The organism is Algoriphagus algorifonticola (assembly GCF_007655305.1).
In the GTDB taxonomy this organism is placed as follows: Bacteria; Bacteroidota; Bacteroidia; order Cytophagales; family Cyclobacteriaceae; genus Algoriphagus; species Algoriphagus algorifonticola.
In genome coordinates, this window is sequence record NZ_VLOG01000047.1 from 21,323 (window position 1) to 40,599 (window position 19,277).

Below are 19,277 nucleotides of genomic sequence, written 5' to 3' on the forward strand. Positions count from 1 at the left end.
ATCTTCTTCCAATAACTCACATAAAACATTGAAAACTAGGATATTGAAAAGGATTATCAAAATTTTATTTCGAAAAAAATCGATTTACAATGCACAAAGCATATTTCAGAATACTAAGTCCAAATATTGTATTTTGAAATACACGGCCAAAATAGGTGAGTAAGTGTGATTTTATGTGGAAGACTTATTTCCCGATATAGAAAGTGAAACCATTTAATAAAAATATAATCTGAATATCCGCGATCTTGCCACTTACCATATTTTCTTTGCTTAAGCTTTTTCAAATTGGGTAAATTTCGATGGCCAATTGAATGAACAGTCAAGAATTTCTTGACAGTTTTTAAGAAATTTAATTTTTAATTAAAAAACAATTATTCTGTCTCCTGTTCTTCAGCCTTATCATTTAGCAGTTTAGTGATGTCAATCGGAGGTAGGAGATACCCGCCCATAGGGCCGAGATTTGTTATTTGATAGATGATATTACGAAGGTTATTGATCATCATGTTCAAAGTCGAAAACTTTAAAAGGTTGTTTTTTAAGCCTTCAGCAATTTCTTCTGATTCATTGAGTTTGAATGTACCGCCACCTTCGACCATAATCTTATAGCCTGAATCTATACTTTCTCCTCCTAAATTAACCTCTATCATGGTAACCAGCTGAACTTCTCCATTTTCATCTATTGGGCTCATATCAAAATCTATTTCGACGTGGTAGGCACCAAATAACTCTTTAGGCTCCAACTCATCATCCTTTGGAATGATAAATTCATAATGTGATTCCAAAAGCTTGAAATCCAATAATTGTAATGGTGAAAATTTTGCTCTCATCCTGCTAAAGCATATTCATCCTCGGTTGTAGACTCAACAGCCATCACAGTTTGAGGATCTGATTTTTGATTTTTTAATGCGAAATATTGCTGAGTCATCATCCATTTTCTATGATAATCAGTAACACCTTGATTCACTCTTTCCTGAATCATTTCTTCTGACATAACAAATTCACCATCAGCCAAGATTGCTTGTAACTGAATTCCCAATGCTTTTTCTAACTGAGTTATGGTTGAAAGCTTGAAATCATTCTGTCCCTTTACCAATTTGCTTACCTGCTGTCGAGTTACCCCTAGTTCTTTTGCCAAGTCAGTTTGGTTCCAGCGCTTTTCATCCAAAACATCCAAAACTCGCAAAGCTATTCTTGAGGACTTTTTGAGCCAAGCCTTGTTTTCTTTTCTAAAGGCAACTTTTTCCTTCCAATTGGAAGTTGGATTTTCTGATGCTAATTTTTTTATTTTCTCTTCCGTAATGCTCATTGTCTTAAATGTCTAAGTAAACGAACTCCCCATCTTCACCATTCTCTTTGAGATAATCTCTTACCAAATTGAGTTTATACAGCTCAACTTTCGTGTGCTTCCGATCCTTCATCTGATCAGTCAACTTGATTGCCCCACCTGTAATTACATAAGATGTGCCATACCGTATAGCGTAAACGCGCAAAAATGAATTACTGAGCGTTCCATAAGCTTTTAGCTGTTGTAGTTCGTAAGATTTTCCAGCTTCTTTATTGTGTAAAGGTTTAAAAAATTCGCTCAGATGTTTTCCTGATTCATCTTCAGCCAATTCGAATAAGGTTTCAAATAATGTGTCTGCATCCTCAATTGCTTTCTCAACGATGGAACTGATTTTTGCTTTCCCATAATAATTTTCATAATCCTTCTGAAATTTTTTGAAAAACTTTCGTAATTCTTCTGGATCATCCCAGAACCTTTGAAGTAATTCTAATGCGTCCAACTCACTCTCATCATACTTTACAGCATAAAGACAGTCCTTTGAGCGCTCAAATATACTAACAATCTTCATAGTGTCAACCTACAGGCTTACATTTTGGTTCAATATTTTAATTTATATTCATCTTAAGACACAGTTTCCTTATCTTAAACTATTCGACTCTTGGTCAAAAAAGAAATCAGAATCAATTTTTTTCCGATACTTTCCTAATCCTGCCTTGTGTAGAATAGGCTTTTTCAGCTCTTGAATGGGTAAAATATACAATTCCGCCGGACTGGACGGTTTTCCACCAATTCCTAAAACTATAAAAACTGGATAGTTTTCTTGTTGGGCAAATGCTTTATATCGCTCCAATTGTCCTTCATTGGCAAAGCGGATAAAATCCCCTTTGGGTTCAGATCTCCATTTGCATTCTACAGCAAGAGGGTAGGACTGACCACGAAGAATCAGCGATAGCTGAATATCAGGCTGTGTAGTGGTATCGGCATATCTGCCTTCTACAAACTTGTCGCCTGCCCAATTCCGAATTTTGAAGAATTTCTTGTCAAACTTCTGCACCACAAACTTTTCGAAATCCAATCCAGCTTTTTGGTTGACATCAATCAGTTCTGTCTCAGAATCTTCTTCCGATTCTTCCAGTTCACTTTTGATCTGACGGATGGCCAATTCGGCATCTTTTCCTTCACTGATGGCAATTTCTCGAATGAGCTTTTCTTCTTTTGGGGTCAATACCCCATCAGCTTTTACCGCCGCAATGGCCTGATTTAGAGATTCGTTCTTAATTGGCTTTGATTTAACCAAAAGTACAATTCCGGAAACCAATAAAATTCCGCCGAGGATGATTAGGGAGATGGGTAGCATGCGGGGCATTATTTTATAAATCTACTTTGTAGAACTCGACTTCCACAGATTCGATGGAATTGGATATTATATTGCACTTATTGAAGCCTAGTTTTCTAGCCCATTTACCAGTTGGGGTGCTAAATGCAGAAATCACCTCGTCATTTCCATTTTCTATAGAATCTTTAAAAATTTTAAGATTAGTAGATTTTCCATCCTCATAATCTTGAAATTCTCCACCAGCGTGCCAACTTCCATAAATCACTTTAATTTTTGGATAGCCTCCGAGAGTCAAAAATAAATATTTAAAAATTTTAAATCCGATGCCTTTATTCCTGAGTTCTTCCTTATAAATTTTAATCACACTTACTAAACATCCAACATCATTAATTATTCCATAGACATCACCCACAACCTCATCATTAAACAATAATTGAAAACTTATCTCATTATCAGACCTATTTATTTCTTTCCCAGAAATATCTATATAAGGAGTTGGTAAAATTTCTAATCTAACAAATTCATTTTTTATGGAATTGTTAAAATGTGTTAGGAGTTTCATACAAATTAATAATCCCCAATGAGGAAATAGTTCAAGTAATCCTTCAACAGAAACAGATGAAAAAGCGCCAAATTTCTCCCTTATTGTCCTCCCAACTTGCCATAAATCTTTCTCTGGAATTTGATGTAATAACTCCAAAGCTATTTGATATTCAGATTTATTGTAATTTCCACTTGAATCCCCATATTCAATTGACATTTGTAAAGAAAATAATGAGGCAAATCCTTCTTCTAAATAATTCGCTCGAATTGCAGGATTCAGTAAATGGACAGTTTCGTGAGCTAATTCAAATAGAGCAGTAGGCCAATAAGTTGCTGCATTTCTACTCAAAGAAGCAAAAGCGCCATCTGAATTAGGAGTGTTTATAATGCAAGGTGGTGAGTCATTAAATACAGGCTGATAAATTATCTTACTGACATCTTTCTTGCCTAAATAGCTTTCACAAATTTTCATCAAGAATAATTGTAATTCCCATAATTTAGGTCCGTTTTCTTTTGGGTAATTTTTCGCAAAATGATATTTCATTCTAAATTAATCCATTTTCGATTTCCTTCACAAATTCCTTTACCTCTTCTGAATATTTTATAGCTAGTTTATCTCTAAGCCAAGGATAATCTTTTAAATCATCTAAGTCAATATCCAACCAAATTGGAATAATTACTTTCTTTTTTTCGTAAACTTGCTTATTAATTAACGATTGGAGCTCGAATCTTACCCACCCTTCATTTTTCAAAAATGATTTGCTTATAAAAAGTAATCCATTGTCACATTTATTTAATCCTTCAGATATTTTTTCAAATATAGAATCGCCAGGTTTAATTGAAAATTTATCAAACCATACATTATACATCTTTCTTGATAATTCTGCATTTACTTTATAAACTATTTCTTTATCGTTGAAATCATGGCATAGAAATATGTTTTTTAGAGTTGTTTTGTCCATATTCTCGTAATCTTCAGTAGTTCTAATGGAAAAATATAATGGAGTGTTGTTATATGTGAATTTTAAATTGTCAATATGTTTATATAATGTTTCTCTTTTATATGTTATTCTGTTGCATTCAATAAATATCCTTCCAGTAAATAGCATGTTTTTTCCAGTATATAACCTTGAAGGATCAATTGGGTCCTTAACTTCAATTATCAAATTTTTATATTCTTCATTGTTTAAATATCTTGTTAATATCTCAGGTATTAGAAAAAGTTCTCTTTCGCCAAAATCATCAAATATTATAGCAATTTGTTTATATAATTTAAAAATATTGAATGCTGTTGCAACTTTGAATTTAAATTCCTTTTTTTCATTTTCATTTTCTTCAAATAAAGTGTAGTTATGGTTTGTTACCATAACATGCTTCTCTTTTTCTACTTTAAATATGTAATCCGAGAATCTGTCGTGAATTTCTTGCAAGGTCATAATTTCCTCCCTTCCACTATCCCAATCTCCTCCTCACTCAACCCATAAAGCTCATAAACCAATTGGTCAATTTCATCTTCAAGAGTCGAGGTATCCGAGGTTGGATCTTGCTTTTTGGTTTCAAGGATTTGTTCTACTAGTAAATCTATTCTTCCAGTATCATCTTTGAGTATAGGGAAATCTTTGAAATAGAGATAACTAGGTTCAAAAAAGCCTCCTCTTAATTTTGGCAAAATCTGTTCAAATAAGAAATAGGAAATCTTGCTATTTAATATTCCTAATAGACCTTTATCAAATTTTGAGATAATAAAACATTTTTGATTGGTGTACTGAGATTGATCATCTAATGTGAATTCAGGCCTTTTACAAATATTTGGGTAAATAATCTTTTCTTTCTCAAACTCATTATAGTAATCACAAGCTCTCAATTCCCACCAAAAATCTCCTTGATCAGTTCGCTTTTTTGCTGCTTTTTCAAATGGTTTTAGATGATTCGAAATAGCGGGATAATTTTTTTGAAGCCATTCCCTTGCTGGGTCATAGTCCATGTACCCATATCTTGGTGGCTCATTTACATGAATTATTTTATTAGGGTCACCATCGGGTAAATTACTTTTGATTGTGAATCCTTTCGGAAATAGAATCAGATATTTCTCAGGGGTAGGGGTTTGAAACCTTTTAATTTCCCTACCTGCCAAAAAGGGCTTGATCACATCCGCACTTCGGGGATCTTCTGCTATTAATCGCTCTTTGGCAGCTAGATCGATCACAAAGGCTTCGTTTAAACCAGTTAGTACTCCCCTGAAAATTTTTCCATCTACATATTCTGATAGCGGAACGCCTTGGGATTTGAGTTTGAGCAGCAAGGCTTGCGATCGACTGTCAGTCAGTGTCCAGCCAGCTTCGGAGAGACCGGCAGGGGAGACTTCGAGTTGATTTTCATTGAGGTAGTTTACCATTCCAGTCGGGAAATCCAGTGTATCTAAGTTTACCGCTCTGAAATTTTTGCTCGAATAGGAGTTGGAAAGGGAAATTATCAAGGGGTAAGTCGTGGCTTCTTCGAATACAGGCAAATCTCCAAAATCCAATAATTCATTGATTTGGAAGGTTTTGACATAATTCCTGAGCGATTTGCCATATCCGGCACGCATCCATTTATTGGGAATGATAAAAACGAAGTGTCCTGAATCCCGGAGCAGGTTCATGCTCAGCTCGACAAAATAGACGTAGAGATCGGCTGTTCCCGCAAAAGTTTGGAATCTAGATTTTAGATAAGGTTTGAGCTCGGAAAATTCCTCCTGTCGGATGTAGGGCGGATTGCCGATCACCACATCGAAACCCACAAAATCACCTTCGTCATTGAGCACTTCAGGAAACTCAAACCGCCATTCAAAGGCATTTTCATAGATCTGATTGGATCTAATTTCCTCGATCTGAGCTTCCAGTTTGATAAGCTCCGCGGTGACTTTTTCCACTTTGGCCAAGCGGATTTTTTTCTCTTTCGCAGATTCCTCGAAGAGTCCGGTCTGACTGGTCAGGTTGTAAAGTTCCCCACCAAGTTTTGCTTTGCGGAGAATCTTGGGGTCGTTTTTGGAAATCTCGGATCGGAAGTTCGTTTTGATCTGTGCGATCAGGGCTTCCATGGCCCGTTTTTCGTCCTTGCTCTTTGCATTGCGGTAGGTGGAAACTGCCGTTTTGTAGTCTTCGATTTTCCAAGACCCTTTTAAAGCGGATTTAAGATCTGAATGCAATTCAAATCTTGAAACAAGGGAATTACCAACTTTGATATTGATGTCGATGTTGGGAAGGGTTTCCAACTCGCGTTGACCTTTGAGGTTTTCAAAACCTCGAAGGTCTTTGTATTCCTGTCTTACTTCCTCACTATCTGCATAGCAAACGGGAGAGCTGTTGCCTTTTCCAGTACTTGACTCCTTGTAATAGGCACTTTTCAAAAGCTCAATCCAAAGCCTCAAACGGCAGATTTTGACGGAGTTGGGATTGATGTCCACCCCGAAAAGACAGTTTTCGATAATCGTCTGCTTTTCGTGAAAAAGCGTTTCCTGAATGCGTTGGCTTTCTTTACTTAAATAACTGTATTCAAATAAATTACCCTCCAAGTCAGCAATGATCAATTCATCATTGACCACTTCGACCACATGACTACTGATCGGGTCAAAATTGGAATCCACCAAGATTTTCAACTCACTCTTGATGGCAATCAATTCATTTAATACCGAAACCAGAAAATGTCCGGACCCGACCGCGGGATCCACGATTTTCAGGCTATTGATGATTTCATTGGCTATTCTTCTGACTTCTTTTCTGTTTCCCGATCTGATTTCCTCCTGTATGTCTTCCTTCAGTTCTTCAAAACTTTGGCAGTTCCACCCTTTGGCCTGATTGAATTTTTGGATGATTGTTTTCCGAATTGTCTTGGACGACAAATACATGGTGATAAACCCTGGGGTAAACACGGATCCATCTTTGTAGCCATTGATTTTCTCGAATATCAGACCGAGGACAGAAGCGTTGATCAGGGTCTTGTTTTCTTCCTGAATGTCCTCTGAACCCTCCGAACTGAAATCGTAGGCATTCAGAAACTCCAAGAGGTATTCCAAAGCGGGAAGACTTCCAGTCCGCTTTTTCCCCTGATCATTTTTCAAAACCGTGCTTCCGATAATCGGGATGGATTTTTCATCTTGGAGATTGGAGATGAACAGGGTGTCGTGTTCCATATCCGTCGGCTCAAATAGCGAACTATTCAGGTAAGGAACATTTCTAAAAACCTGCTTGATCTCTTCAGATCGGTCTTGGTACTTTCTTGCTAAGACTTTAAAAAATAAGCTATTGAGGTCGTCATAATTTCTGATTTTATCCCGATTCAGGAAGGAATAAGAGCGGTCACCTTGATGATAATTGATCAACTGAGCTTCCAATAGCTTGAGAAAGAGGATTCTATTGATCCAAGTTATCGTGAGCTCTAAGCCAACGTTGAAAAGCCGTTCTTCATGGGTGGAACCAAACAGACCGGGTTTTCCCAATCTGCTGATTTTGTCCAAGCTGTCCAGTTCGGTGATGGTACTTTCCAAAATGGAACCCGCATTCCGCTCCCCAACCTTACTTCTCCCGATCACCTTTTTCCCGCCATCGTTGGTTTCGCTTAGTCCAATAATGTGCAGCAGTTCGCTGTAAAATCGTCTGTCCAGGCTATTGCTGTCGTTGGCAAAGGGCAGTTTTAGTAAATGTTCAGGTGAAAGGAGTTTGAAAAGTGCAATCAGCTTGATATCATCGCTTTTGTCTGTATTTCGCAGTGGTTTTTCATAGTCCCGGAAATCAAAGTAGGTGAAAGGAATCTGATCCTTTACCTTTTCGATGGCGGGTTCAGCGATGTTTTTGTAGAAAAAATCCGTCTTAAACTCCGCCAATCTCCCCGCTTCAAAGTCCTCGAATTTCTTGACCAATGCTTTGTCCTGGGCAAAATGCCGATCAAAGGCGAGTGCATCGAAAATAAACCACTCATGAATATTGGTGACAACCAAATGCTTGACTTCCAGATTAGTATGAGAAATTCGCTCACGCAGATAGTATAACACTAGTTCCTGAAAAGCCTTGTAGTTCAGATTAGACCTAGTGATCATATCCGCTTTATTGGTTGGTTTTTTGGCTTCTACGATGACTCCTACGCTGGATTTGGCACTATCTCCGGTATGGATAACTAGGTCATTTTTGCCTTTGGTGTTGACAAAGTGGGAGGGATCGTAGTAGGTTTTCTTTAAAAAGTCGATGACCAGATTTTTGTGAAACTCCTCGGATTCAGATTCATTGATTCGGTCGATCAGTTGAATGAGATTCGATTTAAAGCTCTCAATGGCAACCCGGTTAGGTTTTACTTTTCGGAATGCAGGATTGAGGGCCTGTTTGGGTTTGAGATACTTTTCGGTCATCAGAAATCAACTTGCTTGAAAAAACTGTCTTCAAGATGCATTTTTTTTGACTAAAAAGGCAATCGATTTTCCAGAAAAAATAATTAAGACACAGGCTGTCTTGATTTGGGCGTTTTACTTCCCGATACAAAACTTCGAAAAGATATTCGCCAATAAATCATCGGTTGTGATCTCACCGGTGATTTCTCCAAGATAATGCAGGGATCTTCTGATATCCATGGCCAAAAAGTCATTGGTCACTTCCTGATCCAATCCTCCCAAAACATCCAAAAGCGATTCCCTGGTTTTAGTCAATGAATCATAATGCCTAATATTGGTCACCACGGTATTTCCGGTTTTGAATTTATCCAAATTGACCAGCTCCAGAATTTTAGCCTTGAGACCTTCTAAATTTTCTTTTTGACCTGCTGAGATAAAAATGCTGTCCGGATGCTTTTCTTTTAATTCACTGATCAATTGGGTATTAGCCTTATCTACCTTATTGGCTACTTTCACAAAAGGAACTCCCAGATTTTCCAGCTTATTGACATCCCGATTGATCTCTACTAAGTCTGTGTCACCCAAATCAAAAAGGTATAAAATCAGAGAAGCCGTTTTCATTTTCTCCTGAGTTCGGCTTACACCGATTGCCTCAATCGTGTCTGTGGTTTCTCTCAAACCTGCAGTATCGATAAATCGGAAAATCACTCCACCAATATTGATTTCATCTTCGATAAAATCCCTAGTGGTTCCTGCAATATCTGATACAATGGCTTTTTCCTCATTGAGCAAGGCATTGAGTAGGGTAGACTTTCCGGCATTGGGTTTTCCTGCTATGACAGTTGGAACCCCATTTTTGATAACATTCCCGAGGTCAAAGCTGAGAATTAGCTCTTCTACCACTCTCAATAACTTCTCTACCAAGTCTCTCAAGTCATCTCTGCTGGCAAATTCCACGTCTTCTTCGGTAAAATCAAGCTCCAACTCAATCATAGAAGCAAAGTGAATGAGTTTGGATCTCAATTCCTGAATCTCAGAAGAAAACCCACCTCTCATTTGATTCAATGCTGCTTGATGGGAAGCTTCAGAGTCTGAGTGTATCAAATCCGCAACGGCTTCTGCTTGAGCCAAGTCAAATTGCCCATTCAGAAAAGCTCTCTGAGTGAATTCTCCAGGCTTGGCAGGCCGAACACCTTTTTTCATGAAAAGGCGAATTACCTGGTTGATGATATAGGAGGAACCGTGAGTTGAAATTTCAACCACATTTTCCTTGGTAAATGATTTGGGAGCTATAAAAAGCGATACGAGAACTTCATCTATGATCTTGTCGCCATCACGGATTGTTCCAAAATGAATAGTATGAGAATCTTGCTTTTCAAGGTTTTTCCCCTGAAAAACCTCATTAACCAATTTGATAGAATCTGGTCCTGAAAGTCGGATGACCGCAATGGCACCTACACCCTGAGGTGTGGCCAAAGCAATAATAGTGTCATTTCGCTCGGAGAGTGAAAAGCTCATGGCTTTGGTCTAAAGGCTTTTTCTATTAATTCATTCAAGCCCGCTAAAAATTGCTCCGGCTGTCTGTAACCTGGAAGTTGGGCTATATTTTGTAAGGTCGGTTCTATTATCACAAAATTAGGATAGGAGCGAACCCTCATGGCTGCAGCCATTTCTGCTTCATTGAATTCTCTGCCACCAAAAGTAAAGGTCCTTTTAGTATCCTCGGCATTTAATTTTACCGCATAAAATTTTGCGTTGATATATTCTACCACCTTTGGATCTGTAAAGGTTTCCTTATCCATTTTCTTGCACCAGCCACACCAATCGGTGTATACATCTACCAATAGCATCTTAGGATTTTTCTCATTGGCCGCGATAGCATCCTCAAATTTCATCCATTTGATTTCTTGCTGGGCAAAAACCAATTGAGTGAAAGTGAAAAGGAAGAAAAGAAGAAATAATTTTTTCATAAGCTGTAATTCAGGAACTAAACGCCTCCTCCTTAGATTGAGTTCCGAATTTAAATTTAGACTTTTTGCTTGTTAAAACAGCTGAAGTCAAGAAAACGAAACCGGCAACGCTAACCATCATACCAGCAATCGAAGAATCCAACCAAAAGGCGAGGTAATATCCGATGACTGAAATTCCGATTCCAATACCTATCGTCAATTTGATTAAAGACTTGATTTGCTTGGTCCAGAGGAAAGCAGTGGCTGGAGGCACTACTAATAAAGCTACTACCAAAATCGCACCAACTGCCTCAAAGCTGCTAACTGTTGTATACGAAACCATAGACATTAAAGCTAAATTGATGGCACCTGCAGGAATTCCCAAAACGATCCCGAAGCTTTCATCAAAACTTGTGAGCTTTAATTCTTTAAATAACAGCCAAATAAATGTGATTACTAAAAGTAGGTTTAAAACAGCCAGCCAAGTAATCCTTGGCCCAAGACTAAAACCAGATTTGGTGATCCATAAATCAATGGGCAAATAGGCGATTTCACCGTAAAGCACACATTCCTGATCCAGATCCACCTTGTAGGCAAGCATATTGATCAGAATTATTCCGATAGCGAATAATAGAGTGAAGGTGATACCAATTGAAGCGTCCAATTGAACTTTGGCTTTTTTTCTCAACCAATCAATGATAAGCGTGGCTAAAATTCCCAGTAAACCGGCTCCAATAATCACCTCAATACCTCTCTGGGTTCCGGAAATAAAAAAGCCAATGACAATTCCAGGCAATACTGCATGTGAAATAGCATCTCCTGTCATAGACATTTTGCGAAGCATCATAAATACTCCCAAAAGTCCACAGGAAATGGCAATCAGGGATGCTGTGAAAATGATCAGAAAAGCATTGGTATCAATGGTCATCATGGTCTCTTGGGATATTTTCCTGATGAGGATCTAGCTTTGGATAATTCAATCTGTTATCTAAAAGCTCCTCTAATTCAGGAGTGATCAAATGTTCTAATTTTTCAGCAGAATCATGTACGTGATCAGGGGCGATATTCATGTATTCATTCAAATACAATTCCCACAATCTATGTAGTCTTACAATCCTTTTTGCTTCTTTCTTTCCACTCTCATTTAATTCTATAAAACCTTCTTTAACAGTTAATTGATTTATTTTATTTAGAGTTTTAATTGATTTCAAAGTTTCAGTTTTATGGACTGGATACATTGAAAGAAGTTCTTGGATTTGAAGCCCGGATTTTTGCTTCTCCATTGCTTTGTAAAGACTCTTAAGCACATGCTCCTTATGCGTCTTTTTTAAATAAGATTGACGGGAAATAAAACGGAATAGAACTCCCTTTTTTGGAGCGAAAAGAAAAGAAATCAAAGCCAGGGTTGATAGGCTGACCACAACCCAAGGACCGGTTGGCATTTGGGGGATGATAAACGAAATGTAGGTTCCGACTATTCCGGAAATAATCGCAAAAAGAGCCGCCAAAATCAAAAGCGTTCCGAGCCTATCAGTCCAAAACCTAGCTGCTGCTCCAGGGGTGATCAATAAGGCTGCCATCAAGACAACTCCAATTGCCTGAATACCGATGACTACTGAAAGGATCATTAAAATGTTGAAGACAACACGAATTCCCTTCATGGGAAAGCCGATTGCTTTTCCATATTCAGCATTGAAAACCAGAAGACTGAATTCTTTTAGCAGTAAACTGAGCGTTAGAATAATCAATAGTGATAGGGAGCCATAAACCCAAAGGTCTTCTTCCAGTATTCCTATGGCATTGCCGAAAATAAACTGATTTAATCCGGCCATTTCTGGATTGCCTGTCTTTTGGATCATAGTCAAAAGCACGATGCCAAAACCGAAAAAAACAGATAGGATTACAGCTATGATAGAATCCTCGCTCAGTTTGGTGTTTTCTTTAAGCCATGAACTCAAAAAAGTAGCAAGAGCTCCGGAGAAAATGGCTCCTCCGACTATGTAAAACGGATTTTTTTCACCTGCTAAAATGAACCCCAAACATATACCTGGCAATACTGCATGAGAGATGGCATCCCCGAGAAGGGCCTTGTTATCCAAAAAACTGAAAGTACCCACATAGGCTGACCCTATACCCAATAAGGTAATCCCCATCACTATAAATAGGATGGAAGAGTCTTGGAATGAAAAGAAATAGAGAAAATCCTCCATATCAGTTTTTAAGTGGATTGAATTCTTTCTTACGGATGAGGTCAGTTACTTTGGTCAGGAGATTTAACTTTCCTCCGTATGTTTTTCTGAGTAGTTCTTCACTAACTACCTCTTGCTTCGGGCCTGAGGCCACCAAGTGTAAGTTGAGCATGATGATCCATTCGAAGTAACTCATTGCTGAATGTATATCATGATGCACCACGACGATAGTCTTTCCTTCCTTACTCATTTCCTGTAGTAATTGGAAAATGGCAGTTTCAGTTGCCATATCCACTCCTGCAAAAGGCTCATCCATCAAATACAAATCAGCTTCCTGTGCTAAAGCTCTTGCAATAAAGACTCTTTGCTGTTGTCCGCCTGATAGTTCGGAAATTTGCCGAGAGGCAAAGGCACTCATTCCTACCTTTTCCAGACAACTATGAGCAAGCTCTTTTTCTTTTTTCCCAGGCCTTTTGAATAGGCCCAATTTCCCATAGGTACCCATAAGCACTACATCCAAAACAGAAGCAGGGAAATTCCAATCTACAGATTCCCGTTGGGGAACATAGCTGATCCGGTTTCTTACTTGGTCCAAATCCTTATCGAAAATTTTAACATAACCTCCACTAGCCTGGACCAAACCCATGATAGCCTTGATCAAGGTTGATTTACCAGCTCCATTAGGCCCTAAGATTCCAATCAGCTTTCCTTCAGGCAAGCTTAAATCCACGTTCCATAAGACAGGCGATTGATCATAACTCACCGTTAGATCATGGATTTCTAAAATTGGATTTTCTACTTGTTGGATCATGGCAATAGGCTTTTGAATATGGTTTCAATATTGGAGCGGAACATACCTATGTAAGTTCCCGCCGGAGTTTCAGGACCATCCAGACTGTCAGTGTATAATGGTCCGGCTAATTGGATAGGATGGCCTGCATTTTCACATCCTGCCACTACAGCTTTAATGGCTTTTGGGGAAATGGTTTGCTCTGCAAATACCGCTTTGATATTTCTATCTACAATAAATTGAACGAGACCGGTAAGATCTCTAAGACCCGGTTCGCTTAAGGTGGATAGTCCTTGTAGACCCTTAACTTCGATAGAATAAGCTTTACCAAAATAGGCAAAAGCATCATGCGCCGTAATTAATGCTTGCTGACTCTGATTCAAGAGTTGGGCTTTATCTATGACTTCTTGATGTAGCTGATCCAATTGCTGGAAATACTGTTTTGAATTTGATTCAATAGTGCTTTTCCATTCCGGTTTCCAGGCGATAATTTCTTCAGAAGCGAATTGCATAGCCATTGTCCAAAGGGAAACATCGAACCAAATATGTGGATCTACACTATGAGCTTCAGGCCCTGCTCTAATCAATAATGAATCGGGTATTTGCTTCGAAACATTAATCAAATCTTTGCTAAAGGCTAATTTTTCAAATATTTCCGTCATTTTACCTTCTAAGTACAATCCATGGTAAATGACTAAATCTGCATCCTGCAAAAGATCCAAATCCCTTACTGAAGCTTTATATAAATGCGGGTCAACTCCAGCAGGCATTAAGGCGATAACCCGAGCATTTTCTCCAACAAGATTTTTAATTCCATCAGCCAAAATGGAAGTGGTGGTTACGATCACCGGTAATCCATTTTTTTCGGTTTCACGAAACTTACAGGATGAAAGTAAAAGGATACAAATTAGAATAGGATAAACCCTGATCATGACTGAAGCACCAAAATGTTACCGGCAACATCCTTGGACATAAAGATATTTTTCTTTTGATCAACCAATATTTCCAAAGAACCATCAAACTCTACCTTGTCCAAAACTTTGATTCTCGCCCCAATGTAAGCTCCGACTTTATCAAGATATCTCAAGAAGGCAGCGGAACTATCTTTCACCGCCACGATCTGACCGGATTGATTAAGCTCCATTTCATTTAATGGAATCCTTGGTCTTGCTCTGACATCCCCAAATTCATCCGGTATTGGATCACCGTGAGGATCAAATTTCGGATAATTAAGAAATGCATCCAGCCTTTGGATCAGTAGGGGAGACTGTATGTGTTCAAGTTCTTCTGCGACCTCATGAACTTCATCCCAAGCAAAGTTGAGTTTCTCAACCAAAAAAACTTCCCACAGTCTGTGTTTCCGGATAGTTTGTAAGGCTCTCTTTTTTCCTTCATCGGTAATATTGACCCCGTAATATTTTCGGTACTCAATCACTTCTTTCTCTCCAAGCTTACGGAGCATATCAGAGACAGAGGCCGGCTTGGTATTCATTTCACCAGCAACATCATTGGTTGATACAGATTTTTTTCCACCATCGGAGAGATGGTAAATGGCTTTTAAATAATTCTCTTCAGCTGTGGTCAAGTTCATCGTCTGGAATTTAATAAGACAAAGATAAAAATATTTTTAGATATAGCTAAAATATAATTTGAAACCGTCTAAATCGCCTGTGGATAAGCTCATTTTTATTGTGATTTGGATTTTAGTCTAGGCTAAAATATAAATTAATACTATCTAAAAAATGGGTTAAAATGCTTTATATCAATATTTTAAAAATATACATTTCATAAAATAACCTCAATAGGGTACTTTGGAAATGAGTTTCCATTTATGAAAATCGAGTGTAAAAAGGAGTTGATTGGTGGATAAGTTTTCCACTTATCCCCGGGGTAGGGAATTGTACTAAGAGAGAGATTGGATTAATCTCTGGAAATCAGGCTTAACCGTATCCCAATGGATTTCTGATGGGATTTCTCCTTGAAAGTAATAATTGGATAATGCTACCTTGAAAGAAGATCTAGCATTTAATAAGTCTAAAAAGTCAATTGATTTACCTCCTCCAAATTGAGACAAAAAGTTCTCCCAATTGGGATTAGGACTATGTAAAACTGCTTTCCCTAAACCGGCACATTCATACAGTTTAGTCGGCATTTTGGGAGCTATTTCAGGGCTTTGTTTATAAGGTAAGAGTACAAAGTCGGCCAGTTCCATAGCTTCAATGATTTGCTCATGAGCTATAGGTTGCCTGGAAATTTCAAGATTGATGTAGGATTTGTTTATAACAAAATCAGTCAGCTCTTCCCCGAATTTCTCAATTGTGCAATGCCCGATAACATGAAGCTTAATTTGTGGGAAGTCTTGGATAAGTATATCAACCCATTTTAAGGCGTCTAAGGTACCAAATGCAGGGCTAAGGGTACCAGTAACTAAGAGATGGATCTCTGGTTTTTCATCGACCTTAAATGGCTTTGTTTTTCTGATCTTTCCCTGAAATAAATTAGGGAGTATTAGCGCTGGTTTCTTTTTCGGCATTTCTATAGCATAGCAAGATTCAGCCAAGAGATAATAATCGACGGAGGCCAATCTTTCTGATAAAAAAATGACTGTTTTTGAGAGGCTTTTAGCCAAAGAACTTCTTGAATTAGGAAGATTTTGATTGGCTAGATAATTTTCCTGAACATCATAAATCAAGCTATATCTCAGGAAAAATTTGAGGAGTGTAGCGGGCAATAAATATTCCCAAGTACAACAAATGAGAACTTTTGGCCTTGTTTTGATGGTTAGGTATAGAAATCGGATCGGCAAAAAGGCTCTCTGCCAAAAAGATTTTATATCGCTGATAGAATAAAAATATCTAACATCACTGGATTTTAAAGGTCTTTTAGAGGAAAAGCCTATGAAGTTTAGCCTGTATTTATTTGTTTCACGCAGCGAAAGGCCAAGCTTCGCAAAAGCTCTTGTATCCTGTATAGGTTTTAAGCTTGAAGCGATCAGTACAGGAGTCTTATAGGCCGATTCAACATGCATAAACGAAACTAAACAATTTAATGGAACTCAGAGAAATCATCGAAAGAGCTTGGGAAAAAAGAGAATATCTTAAGGAAAAAGATACCGAAATCGCCATCAAAACTATCATCGCCGATTTGGACGCGGGTCAAATTCGTGTAGCTGAACCACAGGAAGATGGTTCATGGAAGGTAAATGACTGGGTGAAGAAGGCAGTAATCCTGTATTTTCCAATTCAGAAAATGCAAACTATTGAAGTTGGGCCTTTTGAATTTCATGATAAAATGGCGCTTAAGACCAATTATGCCAAGCAAGGTGTTCGTGTAGTTCCTCATGCTGTAGCTCGATATGGTGCACATCTAGCAAGCGGAGTGGTCATGATGCCAAGTTATGTTAATATCGGTGCCTTTGTGGACAGTGGCACGATGGTTGATACCTGGGCAACTGTCGGTTCTTGTGCTCAAATCGGCAAAAATGTTCATTTAAGTGGCGGTGTAGGTATCGGAGGTGTGCTAGAACCTGTTCAGGCAGCTCCGGTAATTGTAGAGGATGGAGCTTTTGTTGGCTCTAGAGCGATCATCGTAGAAGGAGTGAGAATAGGAAAAGAAGCGGTAATCGGTGCCGGTGTGACTTTGACAGCCAGCTCAAAAATCATTGATGTGACGGGTTCTGAGCCTAAAGAATATAAAGGTTATGTTCCACCTCGTTCGGTGGTTATTCCAGGATCAATCAGCAAAGAATTCAGTGCTGGTACTTTCCAAGTTCCTTGTGCATTGATCATCGGTCAAAGAAAAGCTTCTACGGATTTGAAAACCTCACTGAATGATGCATTGAGAGAAAATAACGTAGCAGTCTAAACCAACTATTATGAAAATGTTACTCCGAGCCGGGTGTGTTGTACTATTAAGTGCAACATTTCTGGCTTGTTCTAATTCAAAGCAAAACAAAGGGGATGCTTATTTCAACAAGGGTAAATATGAAGAAGCTGTAGGCGAATATTCAGAAACCCTGAAATTTAATCCTAATGATGTTACTTCCCTTTATAACAGGGGAAGGGCATTTGAAGAGCAGGGCCAATATGATTCTGCATTGAATGATTTTGAAAAAGCGATGCAAATCGATCCTAACAACTTTCAGATTCTTTTAAGCATTGCCAATATCCATTATCTCAACAAAGAGTATTCTAAGTCCTTGCTTTTTGCAAATAGGGCAGAAGAAATCTCAGGAGCTCCTGCAGCAGCTTCTTTTATGAAGGGTAGAGCTCTTCATCAGTTGGGAAATACCCTAGACGCGATGAAGGCCTATAATAATGCGATTAAGCTTGACAAAGATTTTGCACAGGCTTATTTTAATAGAGGAATGCTTAAAGTAGCTACCAATAAAAAAAGAGGAGGCTGTGAAGATTTTCAGCTAGCAAATGGCTTGGAATATCCAGGAGCTAAAGAAGCTTTAGAAAAGTACTGTAATTAAAAAATCCCGCTTCGTGCGGGATTTTTTTTAATGTTTATGCTCGATTTTTTGATGATTGCAAATGAGTTCAGTAGACAAACTTCCTGTGCCTCCACATACTTTACATTCACTGATTTCTTTGAGGCTTCCTTGACAGTTGGGACAAGTCAACCTTCCATCACCTCCGCATCGGTCGCATTCGAAGTATTCAACTATATTGAAAATATTCCTTTTTGTAATCATTCCAGTAGCTGCACACTTACTGCATCCTACAATACCTTTGCCTCGACAATAGGTACAACTTTGTTCTAATTTCTGCTTTCCTCCACAGTTTGAACAGGGTTCAAGTCTATAGCCCTTTCTATCACAGAGCTGACATTGAATGATATCTTTGAGCGGCCCTTCCAGCTTTTTCTGTAATTCTTGTGCTCCTTGATAATTAGCTCCCCTGAAACCATTAATTTCTAAATATTTATTCAAAAAGTTGGAGCTATTATCATATTGACCTAACTGATAAAGTGTCTCTGCAAAATAATAGGGCATTTCTTCCGGTAAGGGTAATCCTGAGTCGATCAGGTTTCTGAATATGGAATTGGCAGTGGTATAATCCTGTCTTTCCATGGCAGCTAGGGCACCTTTCATCCAACGGTCAGTCTGACCAAGATTGGGAACTCCCTGAGCTATAGAGGCAAAAGAAATTAGGAAGAAAATACCGATGAATAGTGGCAGATATTTTGAAAACACGGGTTGAATCAATTTTAATTTCAAGGTTACAAACTTGCTTTTGAAGACGAAAGTTAATGTTTGTAAATGGAGTTTTTTTAAAACATTCTTTAAAATGGATTTTGGAAGATAAAAATTGTCTTTATTTTAGGATAATAGTTTTGTTTAATCACCTGATTAAAAAGCTAGAGTCAAGAAACATTTTAACCTAAACACTAATAACATGGCAAAATCAATTGATGCTATTGAAGGTATCGGACCTGTATTCAAGGAAAAACTAGCAAAAGCTGGAGTAAAAACAGTAGAAGGCTTGCTACAACATGGAGCTTCTAAATCTGGAAGAAAGAAAATTGCAGATGCTTCGGGTATAGATGAAGGAAAAATTTTGGATTGGGTCAATATGGCAGATCTTTTCAGAATCAATGGCATTGCCAGTCAATTTGCAGAATTACTCAAAGCAGCCGGAGTTGATACTGTAAAAGAATTAAGAAATCGTAATGCAGAAAATCTTCATGCTGCTTTGGTAAAAACCAATGCTGAAAAGAAACTCACAAGAGCTATTCCTGCATTATCCAGAGTAGAGGATTTTGTAGCCCAAGCAAAAGCATTGGATCCTGTTGTAACTCATTAAGTTTCCCTTTTATCTA

General features: G+C 38.2%; 19 protein-coding genes. 3 read left to right on the top strand and 16 right to left on the bottom strand.

What is annotated here, in order from left to right:
* Nucleotides 1-371 precede the first annotated feature (371 nt).
* The 15 genes from FL972_RS12240 to FL972_RS12310 all read right to left on the bottom strand — a co-directional run bounded on the left by FL972_RS12240 (nt 372) and on the right by FL972_RS12310 (nt 16,479).
* Entirely contained in the window at nt 372-827 is a 456-nt protein-coding gene (locus tag FL972_RS12240; RefSeq protein WP_144605752.1) for a preprotein translocase subunit SecB, read from the bottom strand.
* On the bottom strand, nt 824-1,306 hold the full coding sequence (locus tag FL972_RS12245; protein WP_144605753.1) for a helix-turn-helix transcriptional regulator: 483 nt from the start codon (nt 1,304-1,306) through the stop codon (nt 824-826). Before FL972_RS12245 ends, FL972_RS12240 begins: the two co-directional genes overlap by 4 nt.
* 4 nt (nt 1,307-1,310) lie before the next feature.
* On the bottom strand, nt 1,311-1,853 hold the full coding sequence (locus tag FL972_RS12250) for a hypothetical protein (protein ID WP_144605754.1): 543 nt from the start codon (nt 1,851-1,853) through the stop codon (nt 1,311-1,313).
* A 69-nt stretch (nt 1,854-1,922) separates the two neighbouring features.
* On the bottom strand, nt 1,923-2,642 hold the full coding sequence (locus tag FL972_RS12255; protein WP_144605755.1) for a hypothetical protein: 720 nt from the start codon (nt 2,640-2,642) through the stop codon (nt 1,923-1,925).
* Nucleotides 2,643-2,655: 13 nt separating this feature from the next.
* The gene (locus FL972_RS12260) at nt 2,656-3,708 is read right to left on the bottom strand and encodes a hypothetical protein (RefSeq protein ID WP_144605756.1); all 1,053 of its coding nucleotides are present in this window, start codon (nt 3,706-3,708) and stop codon (nt 2,656-2,658) included.
* Nucleotide 3,709: 1 nt separating this feature from the next.
* Nucleotides 3,710-4,600, bottom strand: a complete 891-nt coding sequence (locus FL972_RS12265; protein WP_144605757.1) for a toll/interleukin-1 receptor domain-containing protein — start codon at nt 4,598-4,600, stop codon at nt 3,710-3,712.
* Nucleotides 4,597-8,544: a class I SAM-dependent DNA methyltransferase gene (locus FL972_RS12270; protein ID WP_144605758.1), complete on the bottom strand. Its 3,948-nt coding sequence runs from the start codon at nt 8,542-8,544 to the stop codon at nt 4,597-4,599. The genes FL972_RS12265 and FL972_RS12270 overlap by 4 nt, the downstream gene beginning before the upstream one ends.
* 114 nt (nt 8,545-8,658) lie before the next feature.
* Nucleotides 8,659-10,041, bottom strand: coding sequence for a tRNA uridine-5-carboxymethylaminomethyl(34) synthesis GTPase MnmE (gene mnmE / locus FL972_RS12275; protein ID WP_144605759.1), 1,383 nt, complete (start codon nt 10,039-10,041; stop codon nt 8,659-8,661).
* Nucleotides 10,038-10,493: a thioredoxin family protein gene (locus tag FL972_RS12280; RefSeq protein ID WP_144605760.1), complete on the bottom strand. Its 456-nt coding sequence runs from the start codon at nt 10,491-10,493 to the stop codon at nt 10,038-10,040. The genes mnmE and FL972_RS12280 overlap by 4 nt, the downstream gene beginning before the upstream one ends.
* 10 nt (nt 10,494-10,503) lie before the next feature.
* Nucleotides 10,504-11,403, bottom strand: coding sequence for a metal ABC transporter permease (locus tag FL972_RS12285; protein WP_317129944.1), 900 nt, complete (start codon nt 11,401-11,403; stop codon nt 10,504-10,506).
* Nucleotides 11,390-12,682 (bottom strand): metal ABC transporter permease, encoded by a 1,293-nt coding sequence (locus tag FL972_RS12290; protein WP_144605761.1) that lies wholly within the window; start codon nt 12,680-12,682, stop codon nt 11,390-11,392. Before FL972_RS12290 ends, FL972_RS12285 begins: the two co-directional genes overlap by 14 nt.
* Before the next feature lies 1 nt (nt 12,683).
* The gene (locus tag FL972_RS12295) at nt 12,684-13,472 is read right to left on the bottom strand and encodes a metal ABC transporter ATP-binding protein (RefSeq protein WP_144605762.1); all 789 of its coding nucleotides are present in this window, start codon (nt 13,470-13,472) and stop codon (nt 12,684-12,686) included.
* Nucleotides 13,469-14,383 (bottom strand): metal ABC transporter solute-binding protein, Zn/Mn family, encoded by a 915-nt coding sequence (locus tag FL972_RS12300; RefSeq protein WP_144605763.1) that lies wholly within the window; start codon nt 14,381-14,383, stop codon nt 13,469-13,471. Before FL972_RS12300 ends, FL972_RS12295 begins: the two co-directional genes overlap by 4 nt.
* Nucleotides 14,380-15,042 (bottom strand): metal-dependent transcriptional regulator, encoded by a 663-nt coding sequence (locus FL972_RS12305; RefSeq protein ID WP_091650635.1) that lies wholly within the window; start codon nt 15,040-15,042, stop codon nt 14,380-14,382. Before FL972_RS12305 ends, FL972_RS12300 begins: the two co-directional genes overlap by 4 nt.
* 312 nt (nt 15,043-15,354) lie before the next feature.
* Entirely contained in the window at nt 15,355-16,479 is a 1,125-nt protein-coding gene (locus FL972_RS12310) for a glycosyltransferase family protein (protein ID WP_144605764.1), read from the bottom strand.
* A gap of 20 nt (nt 16,480-16,499) precedes the next feature.
* Between FL972_RS12310 and FL972_RS12315 the strand changes: the two genes are divergently transcribed.
* Entirely contained in the window at nt 16,500-17,315 is an 816-nt protein-coding gene (locus FL972_RS12315; RefSeq protein WP_144605765.1) for a 2,3,4,5-tetrahydropyridine-2,6-dicarboxylate N-succinyltransferase, read from the top strand.
* Nucleotides 17,316-17,325: 10 nt separating this feature from the next.
* Nucleotides 17,326-17,928: a tetratricopeptide repeat protein gene (locus FL972_RS12320; protein ID WP_144605766.1), complete on the top strand. Its 603-nt coding sequence runs from the start codon at nt 17,326-17,328 to the stop codon at nt 17,926-17,928.
* A gap of 27 nt (nt 17,929-17,955) precedes the next feature.
* Here FL972_RS12320 and FL972_RS12325 read toward each other — a convergent pair whose 3' ends face one another.
* Nucleotides 17,956-18,651 (bottom strand): outer membrane protein assembly factor BamD, encoded by a 696-nt coding sequence (locus tag FL972_RS12325; RefSeq protein ID WP_144605767.1) that lies wholly within the window; start codon nt 18,649-18,651, stop codon nt 17,956-17,958.
* A gap of 202 nt (nt 18,652-18,853) precedes the next feature.
* On the opposite strand from FL972_RS12325, the gene FL972_RS12330 reads away from it, so the two are divergent.
* Nucleotides 18,854-19,261, top strand: coding sequence for a DUF4332 domain-containing protein (locus FL972_RS12330; protein WP_091650644.1), 408 nt, complete (start codon nt 18,854-18,856; stop codon nt 19,259-19,261).
* Nucleotides 19,262-19,277: the final 16 nt, after the last annotated feature.